Origin of the sequence: Chitinophaga sp. W2I13 (assembly GCF_050434005.1) — a bacterium.
GTDB lineage: Bacteria > Bacteroidota > Bacteroidia > Chitinophagales > Chitinophagaceae > Chitinophaga.
The window spans coordinates 3,996,356-4,013,983 of the sequence record NZ_JBNPWD010000001.1; the positions used below are offsets into that span (position 1 = coordinate 3,996,356).

Here is a 17,628-nt window from a genome sequence, read left to right on the forward strand (position 1 = left end):
AGCAGTTTGTTGTTATGTGTTTTCCTTACATGAAATGTTGTTTTTAATAACGTCTGTTTTTTACAGGCTGCGTAGCATAAAGCGTTCAAATGTGGCGCTTCCGGAAAGGAGTCGTGCGGAGTTATATTTAGTACTATCTTGTTTTAAATTATTTTTAATTTTTTTTGAGATTTACCGGAGATCCCACCAGAGTGGTGTTCCGCCGGTGTCGGGTCCTTTTAACGTGGCTACTGCGCGGGCTACTGCTTTAGGATTGGTAACGAGTTCTATCTGCGGCATGGGCAGGCGGCGGATAAATTTTTCGGTAGAAATGGTGCCGCCGCTGTTGTTAATTACTACGGGAAATAATTTAGGGTAACCGGTGCGGCGGAATTCACTCCATGCTTCCTGTCCTTCGGGGAACATGGCAATCCATTTCTGCGTGATAATCCGTTCCAGTTTCTGTTGAAGCGTAGCGCTTTCATTCCACTTGATGGTAACCGTACTTAAATGCGGATCGCCTTCCGGTATGTTATTGTCGCTATTTTGAGGATCCGTATATGGGTGGGGTTTATCCACATTGTTATTCATATATACGTTAGCGTTAGTAATGCTGTATTGATTAAAAGAAGTGCTGATGCCGGCAGCATAATTGGTAGCGGCATTACCGGCGCCCTGCCAGCCGTACAGCGCAGCTTCGGCTTTCAGGAACCAGGCTTCCGCGGCGGTCATAAACAATATCTTACTGTCGAATTTCACCAGCTGTGAAAAACCGCTGTATTCTTCTTTGGCGGCGATCTTAATGCCGTTGCGGATGCCGTGGTATATATTCACACCATCGTCGGTAGGTACAAAATAATGCGCCAATCGCGGATCTTTATATCCCGTGAGGATTGATTCCATGGGAGCGCTCATTCTCAGATCAGCCCAGGTATAACACATAATATTCAGCGGATGCGTAACCGGTGAAATATTCACTGCAAAGTTATCTGCAGGTGTTGTGAGCAATCCCAGCGGATGCCGCAGCGCTGCTTCTCCTTCTTCCTTTGCTTTCTTCGGATCAATCCCGGAAATACGGATGGCCAGCCGTAAGCGAAGGGTGTTGGCAAATTTTACCCATTGGGTGTAATCGCCTTTGTATACCAGGTCGAAGGCTGCAAAGCGTTGGGGGAAGCCACTGTTTATAAAACCGGTTAATGTGTCCACCGCTTCATCCAGGTCTTTAAAAAAAGCATAGTACGCTTCCTGCTGTGAATCATAATCAATGCCCATTTCTTCATTCAGTATACCATATTTTGTGTAGATCACGGGACCGTAAATATCGCTGATGCGGTGCATGGCTTCTACTTTGATGATCTGCGCCCAGGCATAAAAATCGGCATAATGGCCTTTCGCTTTCGACTGTGCAAAATCGCAGGTTTTCATTACGTTGCTGTAAGTTACCTGCCATGGTTTATTGTTCCAGTAGTATAACAGGCCATAGTTGGTATTATTGATATTGCCCTCAAAAGGAGTGGGGGCCATCATATAGCCGGAGAAAACATCTGCATTCAGATTCTGTTGTAACTGCGCGGTAGGCGGGTCGTTATAAATAAGCAGGTTCAGTTGCGCCTGGGATAAGGGTTCCCCCATCAGCCGGTAATCGGCTTTCAGCTCCTCTTCTGTAAAGTCGAAAGGGTTTCTGTTAATCTCATCAAAATTCTTCGTACATGCACTTGCCAGCAGAATTGCCATAACGGCGGATAATGTGGCGATTTTCCAGCTTTTCATTGGTGAGTATTTTAAATGCCTAATCTCAGGTTGATCCCCATACTTCGCGTGGGCGGTAAGCCAAAAACATCTACGCCCTGCAGTCCGTTGCCTGTTCCCATCGATACTTCCGGATCAAATGGTGCGTGCAGCTCAAAAAAGAAGAGGTTCCTGCCTACGATGCCCATCCGCATATTCCGTATCCATTTCCACTTCAGCGGTATGCGGTAGCTCAGGCTCAGTTCCCGTAAGCGGATGTTGGTGGCGTCGTACATATACATTTCACCGATGCCGGCCCTGCCGCCAATGGTGGTATAGTAGCTTTGCGCATCCAGTTTTCCGCTGTAAGGCGTTCCATTGCTGTTCACCGCATTTATTTCCACGCCGCCTTTATCGCGGGCTTTGGCGCTCTCTTCACTTACGCCATACCAGTCCAATACCGCCTGTGTTACACTCATCACCTTGCCGCCGAAGCGGCCGTCGATGAGGAAGCTCAGGTTGAAATTTTTATAGTCGATGCTGTTGTTCCATCCCAATGTGAAATCAGGATTGGGATTGCCTACTTTTTTAAATGCGTTGCGCGTTTGCAATTTGCCGGCAGCATCAATTACATAAGCGCCCTTATCGTTCTGCAACAATTCTTTATTGGAGTAGATATCGCCCCAGGAGCCGCCTTCCATAATGAAGGAGCCAAACATATTTACCCCGAAATCGGTGAGCACAAACATGCTGCTCGTATCCGCTCCAATGATCCTGGAATTGGAAAGAGAAACGATTTTATTTTTATTCGCGGCAAAGTTGATGGTGCTGGTCCACGATACTGCCTTATTACGTATAGGCATTAAGGTGAGCGTAGCTTCCCAGCCCTGGTTTTGTATATTCCCCATGTTGAGGTAGTAGGTGTTATACCTGTTACCCAATGGTGCCGGCACTTCCATGTACTGCTTGTAGTTATTATTTTTATAGAAGGTTACATCGGCGGTGATCCTGTTTTTCAGCAGATGTGTTTCCAGTCCTATTTCAAAAGAACGGTTGTCTTCCGGTTCCAGGCTGAGACCGGGATACAGGGTACGTTGATTCAATACTACCCGTGTTACGCCGGCAATGGTTTGTAACGTAAATGCCGCCGGCCGGGATGCGTAAGCGGCGATATCATTACCAACCTTGGCGTAGGAAATACGGGAACGCAGGAAATCAATGAAGGCGGGCATTTTAAACATCTCACTCCATACGGCAGACAGCCCGGCGGAATAATAAAAGTATCCTTTATGCAGGGTAGAGGTATAGGCAAAGGTGCTGGACCAGTCGTTACGACCGGTGACATCCAGGAAAAGGTAGTTGTTGATGCCTGCCTGCACATTGCCGAATACGGCCTGCAATTGTTTCTGATCTATGCTGTGTTGTGCATCGAGCGAGGTGCTCAGGATATTGGATACCGAAAATTTATTAGGGTACGTGAGTCCCGGATCGGCATTGGGATTGGAGCCGTTAAAAGTGCGTTCGTGTGCTTTGGTGTCGGTGATGCTTGCACCGATATTACCGGCCAGGTGCAGCCACTTGTTCATTTTGCGGCTGGCATTCAGCATGATATCCCCGTACAGTTGGGTATTAAATTCCCGTTCGAGGGTATACCGGCCGTTGGAACCGGCGAGTACGATTTGTGTACCGGCGTATGCTTCCAGTTCGTATTGATCGAGCGATTTGTCAAAGTTGCCGCGCCCTTTCAGCGACAGCCAATCGTTCAATTGCCAGGTAAGCGATATGGTAGCGAGGCCGCGGTAGCGGGAATCCAGGCGCAGGTCGCGGTACAGCGCCCACATGGGGTTTTGCTGGTCGTCCTGGCCAATCCATTTTTTATCATTGCGGATGTTCCACCAGTTCTGCATGTACAGGTCGCGGCCCTGGTCGTAGTATTCAAAATTGTTTTTGTAATAGTCGAAGTCCTGCCCGCGGGGGAAGGTATAGAGCCCGGAAATAGGACTGTAGTACAATCCGGATGACAACCGGTTAGTCGTGTTTTGTGCGGTAAAGGATACATTGGCGTCCATTACCAGTTTGTCGTTCAGCAGCTTCAGGGTTTCGCGCAGGTTCACCGTATGGCGGTCGAATTTGTTGGTGGGAAGAATTCCTTTATTGGTGGTGTTGGCGTAGGAGAAGTAACTCTGTGCGGTTTCTGTGCCGCCGCTGAAGGCGATGGTGTTGGTAAAGGTGGAGCCGGTGTTATAAAAGTTTTTTACATGATCGGGTGCGTTCACAGGTCTGCCCCAGCTGCCGAGTGATCCGGGTTGTGGCGTGCCTACTTTATCTACGCCGGGCGTATCGGTTTGTGCATAGCGATATTGCAGCGGGGGCAGGATTGCGGGCATTTCCCGGGTATAATCGGAAGAAACGTCGATTTTGCTTCTGCCGGGTTTTCCTTTTTTGGTGGTGATGAGGATCACGCCGTTGGCGGCCTGGCTGCCATAGAGGGCGGCAGCAGAAGCGCCCTTCAGGATGCTGATGCTTTCAATATCGTCGGGGTTGATGTTGGAGATGCCATCGCCGCCATCGCGGCCGCCGGCGCCGATGATGTTGTGCGACTGGCCCCATACATCTGAAGGTTGCGCGGGTGTGTAGTTGGCGTAAGGTACGCCATCCACGATATAAAGGGGTTGGTTTTCGCGGGTGGATTTGTTACCGCGCAGTACTACTCTCACGGAGCCGCCAACACCGGAGGCGCTGCGGGTGATGGTGGCGCCGGCTGTTTTTCCGTTCAGGCTGTTGATAACGTTCGCATCTTTCACCAGTTGCAGGTCATCTCCATCCAGCTGTTGGGTAGAGTAGGGCAGTTCCCTGCTTTTTTTCTGGATGCCTAGTGCGGTAACCACCAGCTCATTGAGTGCCTTTACATTTTCCTGCAGGCGTACATCGAGGTGTGGATCGGCGCTCAGGGTAACTTCCCGGGTGATAAAGCCAACGGAACTAAACACCAGCACGTCGCCGGTGCTGGCTTTTAGTGAAAAACCAGCATCGGCGTTAGATTGGGTTCCTTTATTGGAATATTTGATCTGAATGGTGACTCCCGGGAGCGGCGTGCCTTTGTTATCGCGTACTGTTCCACTGATCTCTCTCTCCAGGGATACATGATTCAGCAGGTCTGCAGTGGGTGAGGGTTTGGCTTCACTTTCTGCGCCTACAATGATTTTGTTGTTGATAAGGGTAAACTTTAATCCGGCCTGACCTGATAATAACGCAAGTACTTCGTCAATGGGTGTTTTCGTACAGTTTAACGTAATCTTTTTCTTCAGGTTAAGATCAGCTTTGTCGTAATGAAAGTTTAGTCCTGTTTTTACCGAAATTTCGGCCATTACTTCTTCCAGGTTTTTGTTTTTTACCTGTATGGTGACAACTATACCTGTGGGCGGGTCGGGTGTTTGCGTGATGGCACTAGTCGTTGTGTTCAAGCTCCCCGCCAACAGTAGTGTCAGCATCAACCCCATGGATACAAACCACATCATGGGGCATGGCTTTACCCTCATATGGACTAGTTTTTGTTTTGCAGGTGAACGGTATCGTTTTTAATGGTATAAGAAAGGGATTTGGCCAGGCAAATAATATCCATGACGTCTTTCAGGCTTTCGTTTTTGAAAGAGCCGTTGTAGTTCCATTCTTTTTTGTCGCTTTCGTTGATAACGGTAACGTCATAACGATTTTCTATACCTGTTACTATTTCATTATAGGGGGCATCTTTGAATACAAGGTATCCCTGTTTCCAGCCGGTGATGTCTTCGGGTTTATTGAAAATAGATTTTACGAGGCTAAGTGAAATAGGGTCGTAGCTGATCTGTTCACTTGGCAGCAAAATGAGTGATGAAGCGGATTGGCTGTTTTTATTCAGTTGGTCTACTTTTACCTTGCCGCTCACAAGTGCTACGGTTACTTTATGTTCGCTGGCATATGCGCGTATATTAAAGGCGGTACCGAGTGCGGTGGTGGCCAGTTCGCCGGTATTCACCACAAATTTCCTGGCCGGGTCGGCGGCTACATTAAAAAAGGCTTCTCCTTCTTCCAGGAAAATGGTGCGGCTGTTGCTGTCGAAATGTTCGGGGTAGCGTACTTTACTACCGGCGTTCAGTTCCAGGGAGCTGCCATCTTCCAGCGTAATACTTTCTTTATTGCCTTTGGGCGTGGTGATTTCCACAAATCCGTTCCTGATGATCCGGTTGGATTGCCGCGCAATAACCGGAGGCTGGAAGTTGCCGGCACCTGGCCCGGTACGGGGCGTTTGTTGGTTAAACCAGAAAAGCCCCGCTGCCAGTAATATGATAGCCGCAGTTGCGGCGTACCAGTAACGGGTATGGATATGCCGCACCTTTGGCGTGGGTGTGATATGTTCATTGAGTTGTAAACGGATGCTGTCGAGCTCGTGGTCCAGTTCTTTATCTGCTATGTAAGTGGACTTATGCCGGTTGATATTTTCAAACCACTGATCTACTATAGCAGCTTCCTCCGGTGAGCAATTCCCCTGGTTATATCGCTCCAGCAATATTTTAATCTGTTCTGTGTCCACCTGTTGCCGTTTTATGTGTTGATAAGTCGTAATAACGTGGAAAAGGTACCATGTACATTTAATTATTTTTTACCTGGCTACGGGCCTGCGGGCTAAATAAACAAATAAATATATATCAGGAGTACGATCAGGTCGGTCCTGGCATAACTGGTCCTTAGTATCTTCAATGCTTTGGTAATCTGGTTTTTTACCGTCTGTTGGGAAAGGCCAAGATGAGTGGAGATCTGTTCTACGGTGAGGTTTTCAAACCGGCTGAGCATGAAAATTTCTTTCATGCGGTCGGGCAGGTGGTTGATCGCCTCAAACAGTTCCTGTGTCCGTGCTTTATTGTCTACTGTTTCCGTGATGGAATGCGGCTGGGCATCGAAATGTTCGATGAGTTGCTGCAGGTATTTGCGGTAAGTGGCGTTTTTCCGGTAAATATCGATGATTTTATGGCGGGCTACCTGGTACAGGTAAGCTTTCAATGATTCTTTGAGGATCAGTGAATGTCTCTTCTCCCATAGGGAAATAAAGAGTTCCTGCAGCACATCTTTGCTGATCTCTGAGGCGTCCAGTTTGCTGTGTATGAATAAATACAGCATTTTACTGTAGCGGTCGTAGATGGCATTGAAGGCAGCGCTGTCGTCGCTTTTCAGCAGCGAAATTAGCTGGTTGTCGGAATAACTGCTGTACATCGAATTACAGTAGTAATTAAGCGTTTTGGTTGATAATTACTGAAATGAATGTAAGAAGAAAATTTTGATATTCTGACATTTGACGCTTACTTTTTAAAATAACTAAAGAACCAAATGATAAAATAATTACATTTTTTATCATGCTTCCTTCAGGCGCAGTTCATTTTTATATTCCTTGGGTGTTTTGCCTACAATTTCCTTGAAGAAGCGATTGAAATTGGAAAGGTTTTTAAAGCCGCAGGAGTAGGCGATTTCCGCGATGGACCAGTCTTCCTCGGTTAACCGTTTACAGGCGTGACCGATACGTACTTCGTTGAGGAACTGTACAAAGGATTTTTTTGTACGGTTTTTAAAGAAGCGGCAGAAGGATTGGGGTGAGAGGTTGGTGATGCTGGCCACATCCTGCAGGGATATTTCCTTGGAGAAGTTATTCATGACGTACTTGAACACTTCATCGATCTTATGATTATCCTTTACGTTGTAGGCGTGGGAGTAACCGGTGCTGGCCAGGTAGTAGCAGTCGCGGGTTTCCGAAAGTGTTTTTAAGATATGGAGAAGGGAAATGATGCGGTCCAGTCCCTCCTTCCGCGGAAGCGCCAGGATTTCGGGTTTCAGCAGTTCATGGGTGGCGCCGGTGATTTTCATCCCTCTTTGTGCCCGGTGAAACAGTTCACTGAGTGCTTTGGTTTCCGGCAATCCGTAAAATTTCTCCCCGAATATGTCTTTGGGAAAATAGATAACCACAGAACGGGCTTTCAGATTTTCATCTCCCTTATAGTATTCTTCTTCATTATACCATACATGCGGAATATGCGGACCGAGAAACACCATATCGCCTTCTTCAAAGCTTTCGATGCTATCCCCTACAATTCTCTTCCCATGGCTTTCCGTAACATATACCAGCTCGCACTCCGGGTGGAAGTGAAATGGTGTATTGAAATAAGGATCACTTCTTTCTATGATCGTGATCTGATTATCGGCAAAAGCCCCAACTTTAATAAGGATGGGTTTCATTCATGTATTAATTTAAGCTACTATATTACTGTGACCGTCCTATACTTTATTACCATCGCCATTATCCTGGCTCAGGGGAACCCTATGCAGGCAAGTGAGTAGTATTGATATCATCCTATGAATGATGCCAAATTATTAAAAATTGGTTAAAAAAATATCATTTTCCCGAAAATAACCTTTTTATGTGATAGAAAATCAACCGGGTAGGGCAATAGTTTTGGCGAGGGTACTTGGAATAATTAGTACAACAATGTAATTTCCAACTTCATTTTGTAAATTACGTCCGGCTAAATCGATGTAGCATTTTTTCTATGAAAGGGATCTCTATTAAAGATATTGCAAAACAGGCCGGAGTATCTCCCACAACGGTATCTTTTGTACTCAACGGTAAAGCAAAGGAGAAAAGAATCAGTGAACAGGTAAGTAAGAAAATCCAGAAAATTGCAACCCGGCTGAAATATAAACCCAACCAGCTTGCCCGCGGACTGCGAACCGGTAAAACTAAAACGATTGGTCTTATTGTGGAGGACATTGCGAACAACTTCTTCGCCACGCTGGCTAAAGTAGTGGAAGACGAGGCCGACAAGCACGGTTATAAAGTACTTTACGGCAGTACAGAAGATAATACAGAAAAGGCAAAGGGACTACTGGAAGTGCTGAAATACCGGCAGGTAGATGGTTATATTATTACGCCCACCAAAAACCTCGACAAAGAAATAGAACTGCTTCAATCGGCTGCGAAGCCGCTGGTGCTGGTGGATCGCTATTTCCCGCATGTGAACAGTCACTATGTGGTGCTCAACAACTATAAGGGCGCCTATGATGCTACTGCGCACCTGGTGGAGCAAGGCTATAAGAAAATTGCGATTGTTACCATCGCATCTGATCAAACGCAGATGAAAGACAGGCTGGATGGTTTCACGGCAGCACTCAAAGACCATAAAACTCCTTTTAATAAATCGTTTGTGAAACGCCTGCCGTTCGACCTGGACCGCGAAAGTTTCAATAATGAAATAAAAAAATTCCTCACTGCTGCAAAGGGTGTGGACGCCGTATTTTTTGCCACCAACTACCTGGGAATTGCAGGTATTGAAACCATCCGCTCTATGGGATGGGAAATAGGAAAAGAGATCGGGCTGGTAGGCTTTGATGACCACGACCTGTTTCGTTTGCATAGTCCGTCCATTACCTGTGTTTCACAACCTATTGCTGCCATCGGGAAAAGTATTGTGGAAGTGTTGATGAAAGAATTAAATCATCCGGCAGGGGCACCTGCTTCTCCACAACAACAGGTAGTGCTGGAACCGGAGCTGATTATCCGGGCGTCTTCTTCGCGGCGGTGATTGGCGCGGAGGTTGTCTTGGAACACTGATTACGCTGATTATACTGATTTTACTTTTTTGATTTTATTTTGATTAAAAAGAAGAAGGGAGATATATACAGATCTGCTTATGTCTCCCTTCTTCTTTTTAATCAAAACAAAATCAAAACAAAATCAAAACAAAATCAAAACAAAATCAAAAAGTAAAATCAAAACAAAATCAAAAAGTAAAATCAAAAAAATCAGTATAATCAGCGTAATCAGTGTTCCAAGACAATTTAAAATCGCCGAAGGCGATCACGAGTTGTAATGCTATTTTAATCACATAGAATATTATTTTCTCTTTCTTAACGAGCTGTTAACGATAAATAAAAAAATTGTTAAATCTTCTTTGCACTTCTCATAATTATCCCTAAGTTTGAAACCATTATTCAGACGGATCAGCCAAACTTGTAGTGAAAAAGAAATGTGAAAGTGGGGTACAGGTTTTTTTTATGTGGTATTGCTAAAACGTTTTACTACTGGTATGATGTCAGAATAACAATTAATGCCAATGGAGTAATTCCATTTGATTATTTAAGAACGGAAACCACGTGATTACCATCAGGACTCCTGTGCAATGCAGGCAAGTTAATGGTAGCGGGTCTTTCGTGTCTTTTTTTGCTTATGTGTCTGATTCACTTGTTATAATTCACTAAACCAAAAGGAAGCTATGCGAAGATCACTTCTTCTCACCACGTTGCTTTTCTTATGCTGCTGTATCACTGCGTGGGCGCAGGATAAGAAAGCTGTTGCGGGAACCGTTAAGGACGCAAAAGGAACGCCTTTACCAGGTGTTACCGTAAAAGAGAAAAACGCCTCCAACGGAGCTACAACCGGCCCCGATGGAAATTTCAAAATCCAGGTAGCTGACGGCGCTACACTCGTTTTTTCCTACATTGGATTTATCAACCAGGAAGTAGCTGTTAATGGACAGTCTGCCGTAAACATTGTATTAAAAGAAGACAACAAAAATCTGAACGAAGTAGTGGTTACCGCTATGGGTATTAAGAGAGAAGCCAAGGCACTGGGTTACTCCGTTAGTACCGTAAGTTCCAAAGAAATTACCGAAAGCGGAAGTACCAACTTTGCTTCTGCCTTGTATGGTAAAGCAGCCGGTGTGAAAATCGTATCTGCTCCCGGTGGCGCTTCCAGTGGTGTTTCCGTGCAGGTAAGAGGAGTTTCTTCTGTAAGCCTGAGCACACAACCGCTGTACGTAGTGGATGGTGTACCGCTGAGAAACTTTAATGATCCTACCACCAACACTTTTGGTACCAGCAATTCAAGGATTGAGGGGAATGGTGCACTGGATATCAACCCGGAAGACATTGAAACACTGACGATCCTCAAAGGCGCCAGTGCATCTGCTTTGTACGGTTCTGAAGCCACTAACGGGGTGGTGGTAATTACCACCAAGAAAGGAGCGAAAGGCCGCGGCCTGAATGTAGACGTTAATTATGTTTACAACCAGGAGAAACTCGCAGCTACACCGGATTACCAGAATGAATATGGTCCCGGTTATGACCCCGCAACCAACATCTCCGTAGGTGCTACACCCGACGGCTGGATTACAGACGCTGATGGTGCTATGCATCCTTATTACAGAGCATATGATCAGTTCGGACCAAAATTCGACGGCCGCGACGTGAAATACTGGGATGGCACTACCCGCAAGTATGTAGCGCAGAAAGATAACTACAAGGACTTCTTCCAGAATGGTTATAACTCTGCAGCCAACGTGGCTATTTCCAACGCAAGCGATAAAGGTAGTTTCCGGTTTTCTTACAATCGTGTAGATTATAAGAGTATTATGCCAGGAAGTAATCTCTATAAAAACAACTTTAACTTCAACGGTACATTAAAATTAAGTGACAAGGTTAGCGTAGATCTGATATCTACTTATAATAACACCTTTGTTCACAACCGCGCGAATGTGATGAGTAACATATTTGGGTCATTCGATGGCTTCTTCAGCCGCTTCGATGACATGAGTACGTTCTTCAATAAATATCAGACCAGTAACGGTTACAAATATGTAGCTGCGGACAATAACCAGTACGATCAGGATGAGAAAATGGCATACCGCTTCAGGGCTACCAACCTGATGGACTATCTGTGGAATAACCTGCGTAACAGGTATGATGAAACACAGAATCGCTTTATCAACAGCGCTACGCTGAATGTAAGCCTTCTGAATAGTCTACGTTTCAGAGGCCGTGTAGGTGGTGACTTCACCAATGTTACAACTTCCGATCAGCAATACAACACCAAACCGGCTGTTTATGGCTATACCGGTCAGTATGCGCTGAATACCCGTAATAATAACTCCTTTTATGGAGATGCGATGTTGATCTATAACCCTAAAGTAGCGAAGGACTTTGATATGTCTTTCACCGGTGGTGTTACGGGCCGCAAACAGAAATATAAGAATCAGTTTACCCAGACGAAAGGTGGTTTGATGGATGAAAACTGGTTCAGTTTGGCCAACTCTGCTGATCCGTTGTACGCAACAGGAGTTCGCGCAGAACAGATTGATGTAGCCGGCTTTGGTATGGTGAACCTGGCTTATAAAGGATTTTTGTTCCTGGAAGGAACCGGTCGTTATGAGTCTACCTCCACTTTGCCGGTAAAAAATAACAAGTACTTCTATCCTTCCGTGAATGCTGGTTTCCTGTTGTCAGAAGTAGTAAAGTTGCCTTCTTTCGTTGATTATGCGAAATTCAGGGCTTCTTACGGTCTGGTGGGTAATCATCCAAACATGTACCAGGCTAATGTTGCCTACAATCCTTACACGGTTACCCTCAGTAAAAATAACATTCCCTATCAGCAAACCAATCCCAGCGCCTTTGGTAATGAAGAGTTGAGATCCGAAAAGAAAAGGGAAACTGAGGTTGGCTTCGAGGCAAGGTTCCTGAAAAATAAGATTGGTGTAGACTTCAGTTACTATAATAACAAAGTCATGGATCAAATCCTGACTATGAGTACACCAGCATCCGGTGGTGCTACCTCTCAGATCATGAATGCAGGGGACCTCAGCAACTCCGGTTTTGAAGCAGCTATCAATGCTTCTCCCATCACTACCAAAAATTTCAGCTGGACTACCCGCTTTAATTTTGCCATCAACAAGAACAAGCTGACCGCGCTGAGAGATGGTATGACAACCTTAACCATGCAGAGTTATGACGGTGGTTATCTGTTGCTGCAATCCAACGTAGGTGATCCATTGGGTAACATTTATGTACACCCACGTGATAAAGACGCGAACGGTAACTACCTGGTAAATGCAGATGGTATTTATACCGCTAATACCAACGCATGGGAATTAGCCGGTAACATCATGCCTAAAGTAGTGGGTGGTTTCTCCAACTCGCTCCGCTATAAAAACTTTACGCTGGACTTTACGCTGGATTACCGTTTAGGTGGCGATCTGGTATCTATTCCTTACTACTATCAGATCGGTGCAGGTATGTTTAACAGTACCCTGCAATACAGGGATGCTGCTCATGGTGGTATTGCTTACGATGCAATTGACTATGCCAGTGGTAACCTGGTGGCTAACCCGAATGGTGCACATCACGATGGTGTGATTTTACCAGGTGTAACTGCTGATGGTAAGAAGAATGAAAAGGTAATTACTGCTGCGCAATATTACATGAATCAGTATGATTGGCAAACCAATGGCCTGTATGAGAATGCTGTAATGAAAAACAGTTATATTAAGCTTCGTGAAGTAACCCTTACTTATAACATGCCTAAAAGCATTGTTGAAAAATTACACTTCCAGGGTTTGCAGTTCTCATTGGTTGGCAGAAACCTCTTCTATGTATGGAAGACTTTACCAAAAGGCTTAGATCCGGAAGTAGCAGTAGGTTCTCAATGGTTTAGCCAGGGAATTGATGGTGGTACCGTTGGTCCAACAAGAAGTTTGGGAGCCAGCCTGCGTGCCCGTTTCTAGCAGAATACTGATTTGTAAACGAACTTAACAGATTAAAATGAAACGCCTTTTAATAAATACTTCACTGCTCATCTTGCTGGTAGCTACTTTCAGCTCTTGTAAGAAACAAATTGCAGACGCCTACCCGAACCCGGAGTTAACTACTACCGGCTCAATGAGCAAACTGCTCAGCGGTATGTACATGAACAAGCGTATGCGCCCGTCTTACTGGGATTACGCGACCTTTATACTGCCTACCACTGCAGCATTTTCGCAAACAACGGCACTGTCGCCATCCATAAAAATGTATATTCCTACTCCGGCTTATACAGAGAACCGTTGGATCGATTTTTACGCAGGTAGCAAAAGCGACGATAATGACCTGAACTATGTTGGTCCGGGTATCATGGCTAACTACCGGGAAATGGAAACTACTTATAGTAACCTGACGCCCGCCCAGCAGGCAGATCAACTGATTTTCCTGAACTGTGCCAAAGTGGTGTTGTACGATCAGGCTGCACAAATGATAGATCTCTGGGGAGATATTCCTTTCAGCAAGGCTGGTTCTCTCAACACGGACCGTGTGGTGATACCTGCACCTTTTGATAATGCAGCTGCTGTGTATGATACACTGATTGCCGGACTGGACAACCTGAACAGTTATTTTGAAACGGCTTCTATCTCTGTTGAAACGTTAGCCGCTTTTCAGAGAGCTGATTTCGTGCTGAATGGTGATCTTACCGCCTGGAGGCGTTATGCTAACTCCCTGCGCCTGCGCCTGTTGATGCATACTTCTTATGTGAAAGAAGCTAATGCCAAAACAGCGGTAACAGCTATGCTGACCAACCCGTCCAAATATCCGCTGGTGAGTGACAATTCTCAGAACGTATTGATCAAAATGAGTTCGCCTACTTTAAAAAGCGACCTGCAAAGCGCTCTGACGGGTAGTCCGTTTGCACCTGCTTTTCTGCTGGATACTGTGATGGCGATCAATGGTGATCCACGTACAGATGTTTATTGGGATGCGGGTGCAGAGCACGGTATGCATGGTTTCCCGGCAAATGGTACTGCTACTGATTATGAAAACTTAGGGTATGCTACCTACGATACCGCTACTTTCTTTAATAACTACAATGTGCCTGGCGTAATATTTACGGCATCTGAAGTAAGCTTCCTGAAAGCAGAAGCAGGTGAAAGATGGAGCATTGGTACACCGCAAACAGATTATGAAAACGGTATTGCTCAATCAGTAAATTTTTATTACAGTATTAACCAATCTGCTGTATTCAGCTCCGGTGTGTGGCCTATACTGCCTACACCGTCCGGCACTGTTATCAGCAGTTTCATTGCCAAGCCAGCCATTGCCTATACCGGTACTTCCCAGCAAAAACTGGCAAAGATCTGGACACAAAAATGGGTGAACTTCTTCATCCTGCAGGCAGGCGAGTCATGGACAGAAGTAAGACGTACAGGTTATCCTGTATTACCTTTTGCTACCGGTACATCTTCCGGTTCCACTACGCCACCACAGCGTTTGCTGTATCCATCTACAGAGCAGATTTACAATCCTGATAACTATGCTCAGGTAGCGTCAAAGGACAAAGCCAACATCAAAATTTTCTGGGACGTTCGTTAAGGACCAGTGAACAATGATTATAATAAAAAAACGTCCCGGATATTCCGGGACGTTTTTTTTATTATAATGATGATCAGAAACCTACCCGATCATATTCTTAATCTCGCTCAGCTTCAGCAATGCTTCCACCGGTGTTAACCGGTTAATATCCACGGTATCCAGTTTCTCACGGATCTGCTGGAACACATCACTGTGGGCGTCAAAGATATTCAGCTGTAATTTCTGAGAGGGTGTGCTGATCTGTTTTATGTTTTTCTGCAATGGCGCATCAATATGTTTTTCTTCGAGATTTGCCAGCACTTCATTGGCCCTGTTGATCAGTTCTGGCGGCATGCCCGCCATGCGCGCCACATGAATACCAAAGCTGTGGCGACTTCCGCCCGGCGCCAGTTTACGCAGGAAAATAATTTTGTTCCCCGATTCCATATTAGTGATATGGAAGTTCTTTACCCGCGCATGTTTGTTTTCCAGTTCATTCAACTCATGATAGTGCGTGGCAAACAGCGTTTTAGGGCAGTGCGCCGTCATATCGTGAAGGTATTCCACGATGCTCCAGGCAATGGAGATCCCGTCGTACGTGCTGGTACCTCGTCCTATTTCATCCAGTATCACAAGGCTGCGCGGGGTAATGCTGTTGATGATGCTGGCGGTTTCGTTCATTTCCACCATGAACGTAGATTCGCCGCCGCTCAGGTTATCGGAAGCGCCTACACGGGTAAATATTTTATCGGTAAGACCAATATCAGCACTGGTGGCAGGTACAAAGCTGCCCATGTGCGACATCAGGGTGATGAGCGCTGTTTGCCGCAACAGGGCCGATTTACCGGACATGTTGGGTCCCGTAAGAATAATGATCTGCTGGGATGCTTTGTCCAGCTGCAGATCGTTGGAAACATAGCTTTCACCGGCAGGGAGTCCTCTTTCGATCACCGGGTGACGGCCTTCTTTGATGACCAGGTCAAATCCTTCCGTGATATTCGGGCGGCGGTATTTGTACTGCATGGCATTATGTGCAAAACACAGGAGGCAGTCGATTCGCGCAAACACCTGCGCATCTTCCTGTACCGGCTTAATAAACGCCTGCAGGCTTTGTACCAGGTCGTCGAACAATCTGCTTTCCAGCACCTGGATCTTATCTTCCGCTCCTACAATCTTTTCCTCATACTCTTTCAGTTCGGGTGTAATATAGCGTTCTGCGTTGGCCAGTGTTTGCTTGCGCATCCAGCGGTCGGGCACTTTGTTTTTATGGGTATTGGTTACTTCCAGGTAATAGCCGAATACATTATTGAAAGCTATTTTCAGGGAAGGGATGCCGGTAGCTTCGGATTCTTTCTGTTGAATTTGCAGCAGGTAGTCCTTCCCTTTGTTCGCGATATTGCGGAGGTCATCCAGCTCTGCGTTTACGCCTTCTTTAATGCAGCCGCCTTTGTTAACCAGTACCGGCGGGTTTTCCATGATTTCATTAAGAATGCGGTCCAGTAAGGGAACGCAGGGATCCAGCTTTTCGTTTAGCCGGCGGAGGTAGTCGCTGCTGCTGTTTTCCAGGAGTGCCTGCACGGCCTGTACCTGTTGCAGGGAGCGGGCCAGCTGTAGTACTTCCCGCGGATTTATTTTCTTCAGCGGTATCTTGGATACCAGTCTTTCCAGGTCGCCGGTTTGTTTCAGGTGGTGTACCAGGGATTTGGAGAGATCGGTTTCTTTGATAAAGTATTCCACGGTATCCAGTCGTTCGTTGATGGCTTTGATATCGCGGAGAGGGAATACCATCCAGCGTTTGAGCAGGCGTGCCCCCATGGGGGTAACGGTATTGTCCAGTACTTTCAGGAGGGTATGGCCGTTTTCCACGCTACTGTTGAGCAGCTCCAGGTTGCGCACGGTGAAGCGGTCCATCCAGAGAAAATCGTCCTGGCTGATGCGCTGCATGCGGGTAATATGCTGGAGGTTGGGATGCTCGGTATCTTTCAGGTAGTGAAGGGTGGCGCCGGCAGCGATAATAGCAGCGGGCAGGCCTTCCACGCCGTATCCTTTCAGGGAATGGGTCTGGAAATGTTTCAGCAGTATTTCTTCCGCATAGGTGGTGGTAAATATCCACTCATCCATCGTATAGGTGTAGAAACGGGTGCCGAAAGTGGCTTTGAAATTTTTCTGTTGTTGTTTGGCGAACAGTACTTCCGCCGGACGGAAGCTCTGGAGGAGCTTATCCACATATTCCGTGCTGCCTTCTGCAATAAAAAACTCGCCGGTAGAAATATCGAGGAAAGACACACCGGTGGTGTCTGCACCAAAATGAACCGCCGCCAGGAAGTTGTTGCTGGCGTTTTCGAGCAGCTTATCGTTGATGGCTACGCCGGGTGTGACCATTTCGGTGACGCCACGTTTAACAATGCCTTTTACTGTTTTGGGATCTTCCAGCTGGTCGCACACGGCCACCCGGTGACCGGCTTTTACCAGTTTATGGAGATAAGTATCTAACGAGTGGTGGGGAAATCCTGCCAGGTCAACATAAGAGGCGGACCCATTGGCCCTTTTGGTTAACACAATGCCCAGTACGCGGGCGGCTATAACTGCATCCTCATTAAACGTTTCATAAAAATCGCCAACACGGAACAACAGTACGGCATCAGGGTATCTGTCCTTGATGGCCTTATGTTGCTGCATGAGCGGTGTTTCTTCCGTTTTACTTTTTGCCATGGCGCAAATATATAAAACTCATCCCATCCTATTATCTTT

The 17,628-nt window shown here is 46.1% G+C and carries 9 protein-coding genes; 3 read left to right on the forward strand and 6 right to left on the reverse strand.

The window, feature by feature from the left end:
* Positions 1-171: 171 nt before the first annotated feature.
* The 5 genes from QFZ48_RS16685 to QFZ48_RS16705 form a co-directional block, all read right to left on the reverse strand.
* Positions 172-1,749, reverse strand: coding sequence for a SusD/RagB family nutrient-binding outer membrane lipoprotein (locus QFZ48_RS16685; RefSeq protein ID WP_429063040.1), 1,578 nt, complete (start codon positions 1,747-1,749; stop codon positions 172-174).
* A gap of 11 nt (positions 1,750-1,760) precedes the next feature.
* Entirely contained in the window at positions 1,761-5,246 is a 3,486-nt protein-coding gene (locus tag QFZ48_RS16690; protein ID WP_429063041.1) for a SusC/RagA family TonB-linked outer membrane protein, read from the reverse strand.
* A gap of 5 nt (positions 5,247-5,251) precedes the next feature.
* Positions 5,252-6,277: a FecR family protein gene (locus QFZ48_RS16695; RefSeq protein ID WP_429063042.1), complete on the reverse strand. Its 1,026-nt coding sequence runs from the start codon at positions 6,275-6,277 to the stop codon at positions 5,252-5,254.
* A 92-nt stretch (positions 6,278-6,369) separates the two neighbouring features.
* Positions 6,370-6,954, reverse strand: coding sequence for an RNA polymerase sigma factor (locus tag QFZ48_RS16700; RefSeq protein ID WP_429050949.1), 585 nt, complete (start codon positions 6,952-6,954; stop codon positions 6,370-6,372).
* A 138-nt stretch (positions 6,955-7,092) separates the two neighbouring features.
* On the reverse strand, positions 7,093-7,968 hold the full coding sequence (locus QFZ48_RS16705; RefSeq protein WP_079470510.1) for an AraC family transcriptional regulator: 876 nt from the start codon (positions 7,966-7,968) through the stop codon (positions 7,093-7,095).
* A gap of 311 nt (positions 7,969-8,279) precedes the next feature.
* Here QFZ48_RS16705 and QFZ48_RS16710 point away from each other — a divergent pair, with 311 nt between their 5' ends.
* The 3 genes from QFZ48_RS16710 to QFZ48_RS16720 all read left to right on the forward strand — a co-directional run bounded on the left by QFZ48_RS16710 (position 8,280) and on the right by QFZ48_RS16720 (position 14,898).
* Entirely contained in the window at positions 8,280-9,311 is a 1,032-nt protein-coding gene (locus QFZ48_RS16710; RefSeq protein WP_429063043.1) for a LacI family DNA-binding transcriptional regulator, read from the forward strand.
* Positions 9,312-10,001: 690 nt separating this feature from the next.
* Positions 10,002-13,283, forward strand: coding sequence for a SusC/RagA family TonB-linked outer membrane protein (locus QFZ48_RS16715; protein WP_429063044.1), 3,282 nt, complete (start codon positions 10,002-10,004; stop codon positions 13,281-13,283).
* 37 nt (positions 13,284-13,320) lie between these two features.
* Positions 13,321-14,898, forward strand: a complete 1,578-nt coding sequence (locus tag QFZ48_RS16720; protein ID WP_429063045.1) for a SusD/RagB family nutrient-binding outer membrane lipoprotein — start codon at positions 13,321-13,323, stop codon at positions 14,896-14,898.
* Positions 14,899-14,979: 81 nt separating this feature from the next.
* Here the strand turns inward: QFZ48_RS16720 and mutS are convergent, their stop codons facing one another.
* The gene (gene mutS / locus QFZ48_RS16725) at positions 14,980-17,589 is read right to left on the reverse strand and encodes a DNA mismatch repair protein MutS (RefSeq protein ID WP_429063046.1); all 2,610 of its coding nucleotides are present in this window, start codon (positions 17,587-17,589) and stop codon (positions 14,980-14,982) included.
* Between the last annotated feature and the right edge of the window lie 39 nt (positions 17,590-17,628).

Bases quoted from the DNA above. Each gene is read 5' to 3' on its own strand.
- QFZ48_RS16685 (WP_429063040.1), bottom strand. From the start codon at position 1,749: ATGAAAAGCTGGAAAATCGCCACATTATCCGCCGTTATGGCAATTCTG.
- QFZ48_RS16690 (WP_429063041.1), bottom strand. From the start codon at position 5,246: ATGAGGGTAAAGCCATGCCCCATGATGTGGTTTGTATCCATGGGGTTG.
- QFZ48_RS16700 (WP_429050949.1), bottom strand. From the start codon at position 6,954: ATGTACAGCAGTTATTCCGACAACCAGCTAATTTCGCTGCTGAAAAGC.
- QFZ48_RS16705 (WP_079470510.1), bottom strand. From the start codon at position 7,968: ATGAAACCCATCCTTATTAAAGTTGGGGCTTTTGCCGATAATCAGATC.
- QFZ48_RS16710 (WP_429063043.1), top strand. From the start codon at position 8,280: ATGAAAGGGATCTCTATTAAAGATATTGCAAAACAGGCCGGAGTATCT.
- QFZ48_RS16715 (WP_429063044.1), top strand. From the start codon at position 10,002: ATGCGAAGATCACTTCTTCTCACCACGTTGCTTTTCTTATGCTGCTGT.
- QFZ48_RS16720 (WP_429063045.1), top strand. From the start codon at position 13,321: ATGAAACGCCTTTTAATAAATACTTCACTGCTCATCTTGCTGGTAGCT.
- mutS (WP_429063046.1), bottom strand. From the start codon at position 17,589: ATGGCAAAAAGTAAAACGGAAGAAACACCGCTCATGCAGCAACATAAG.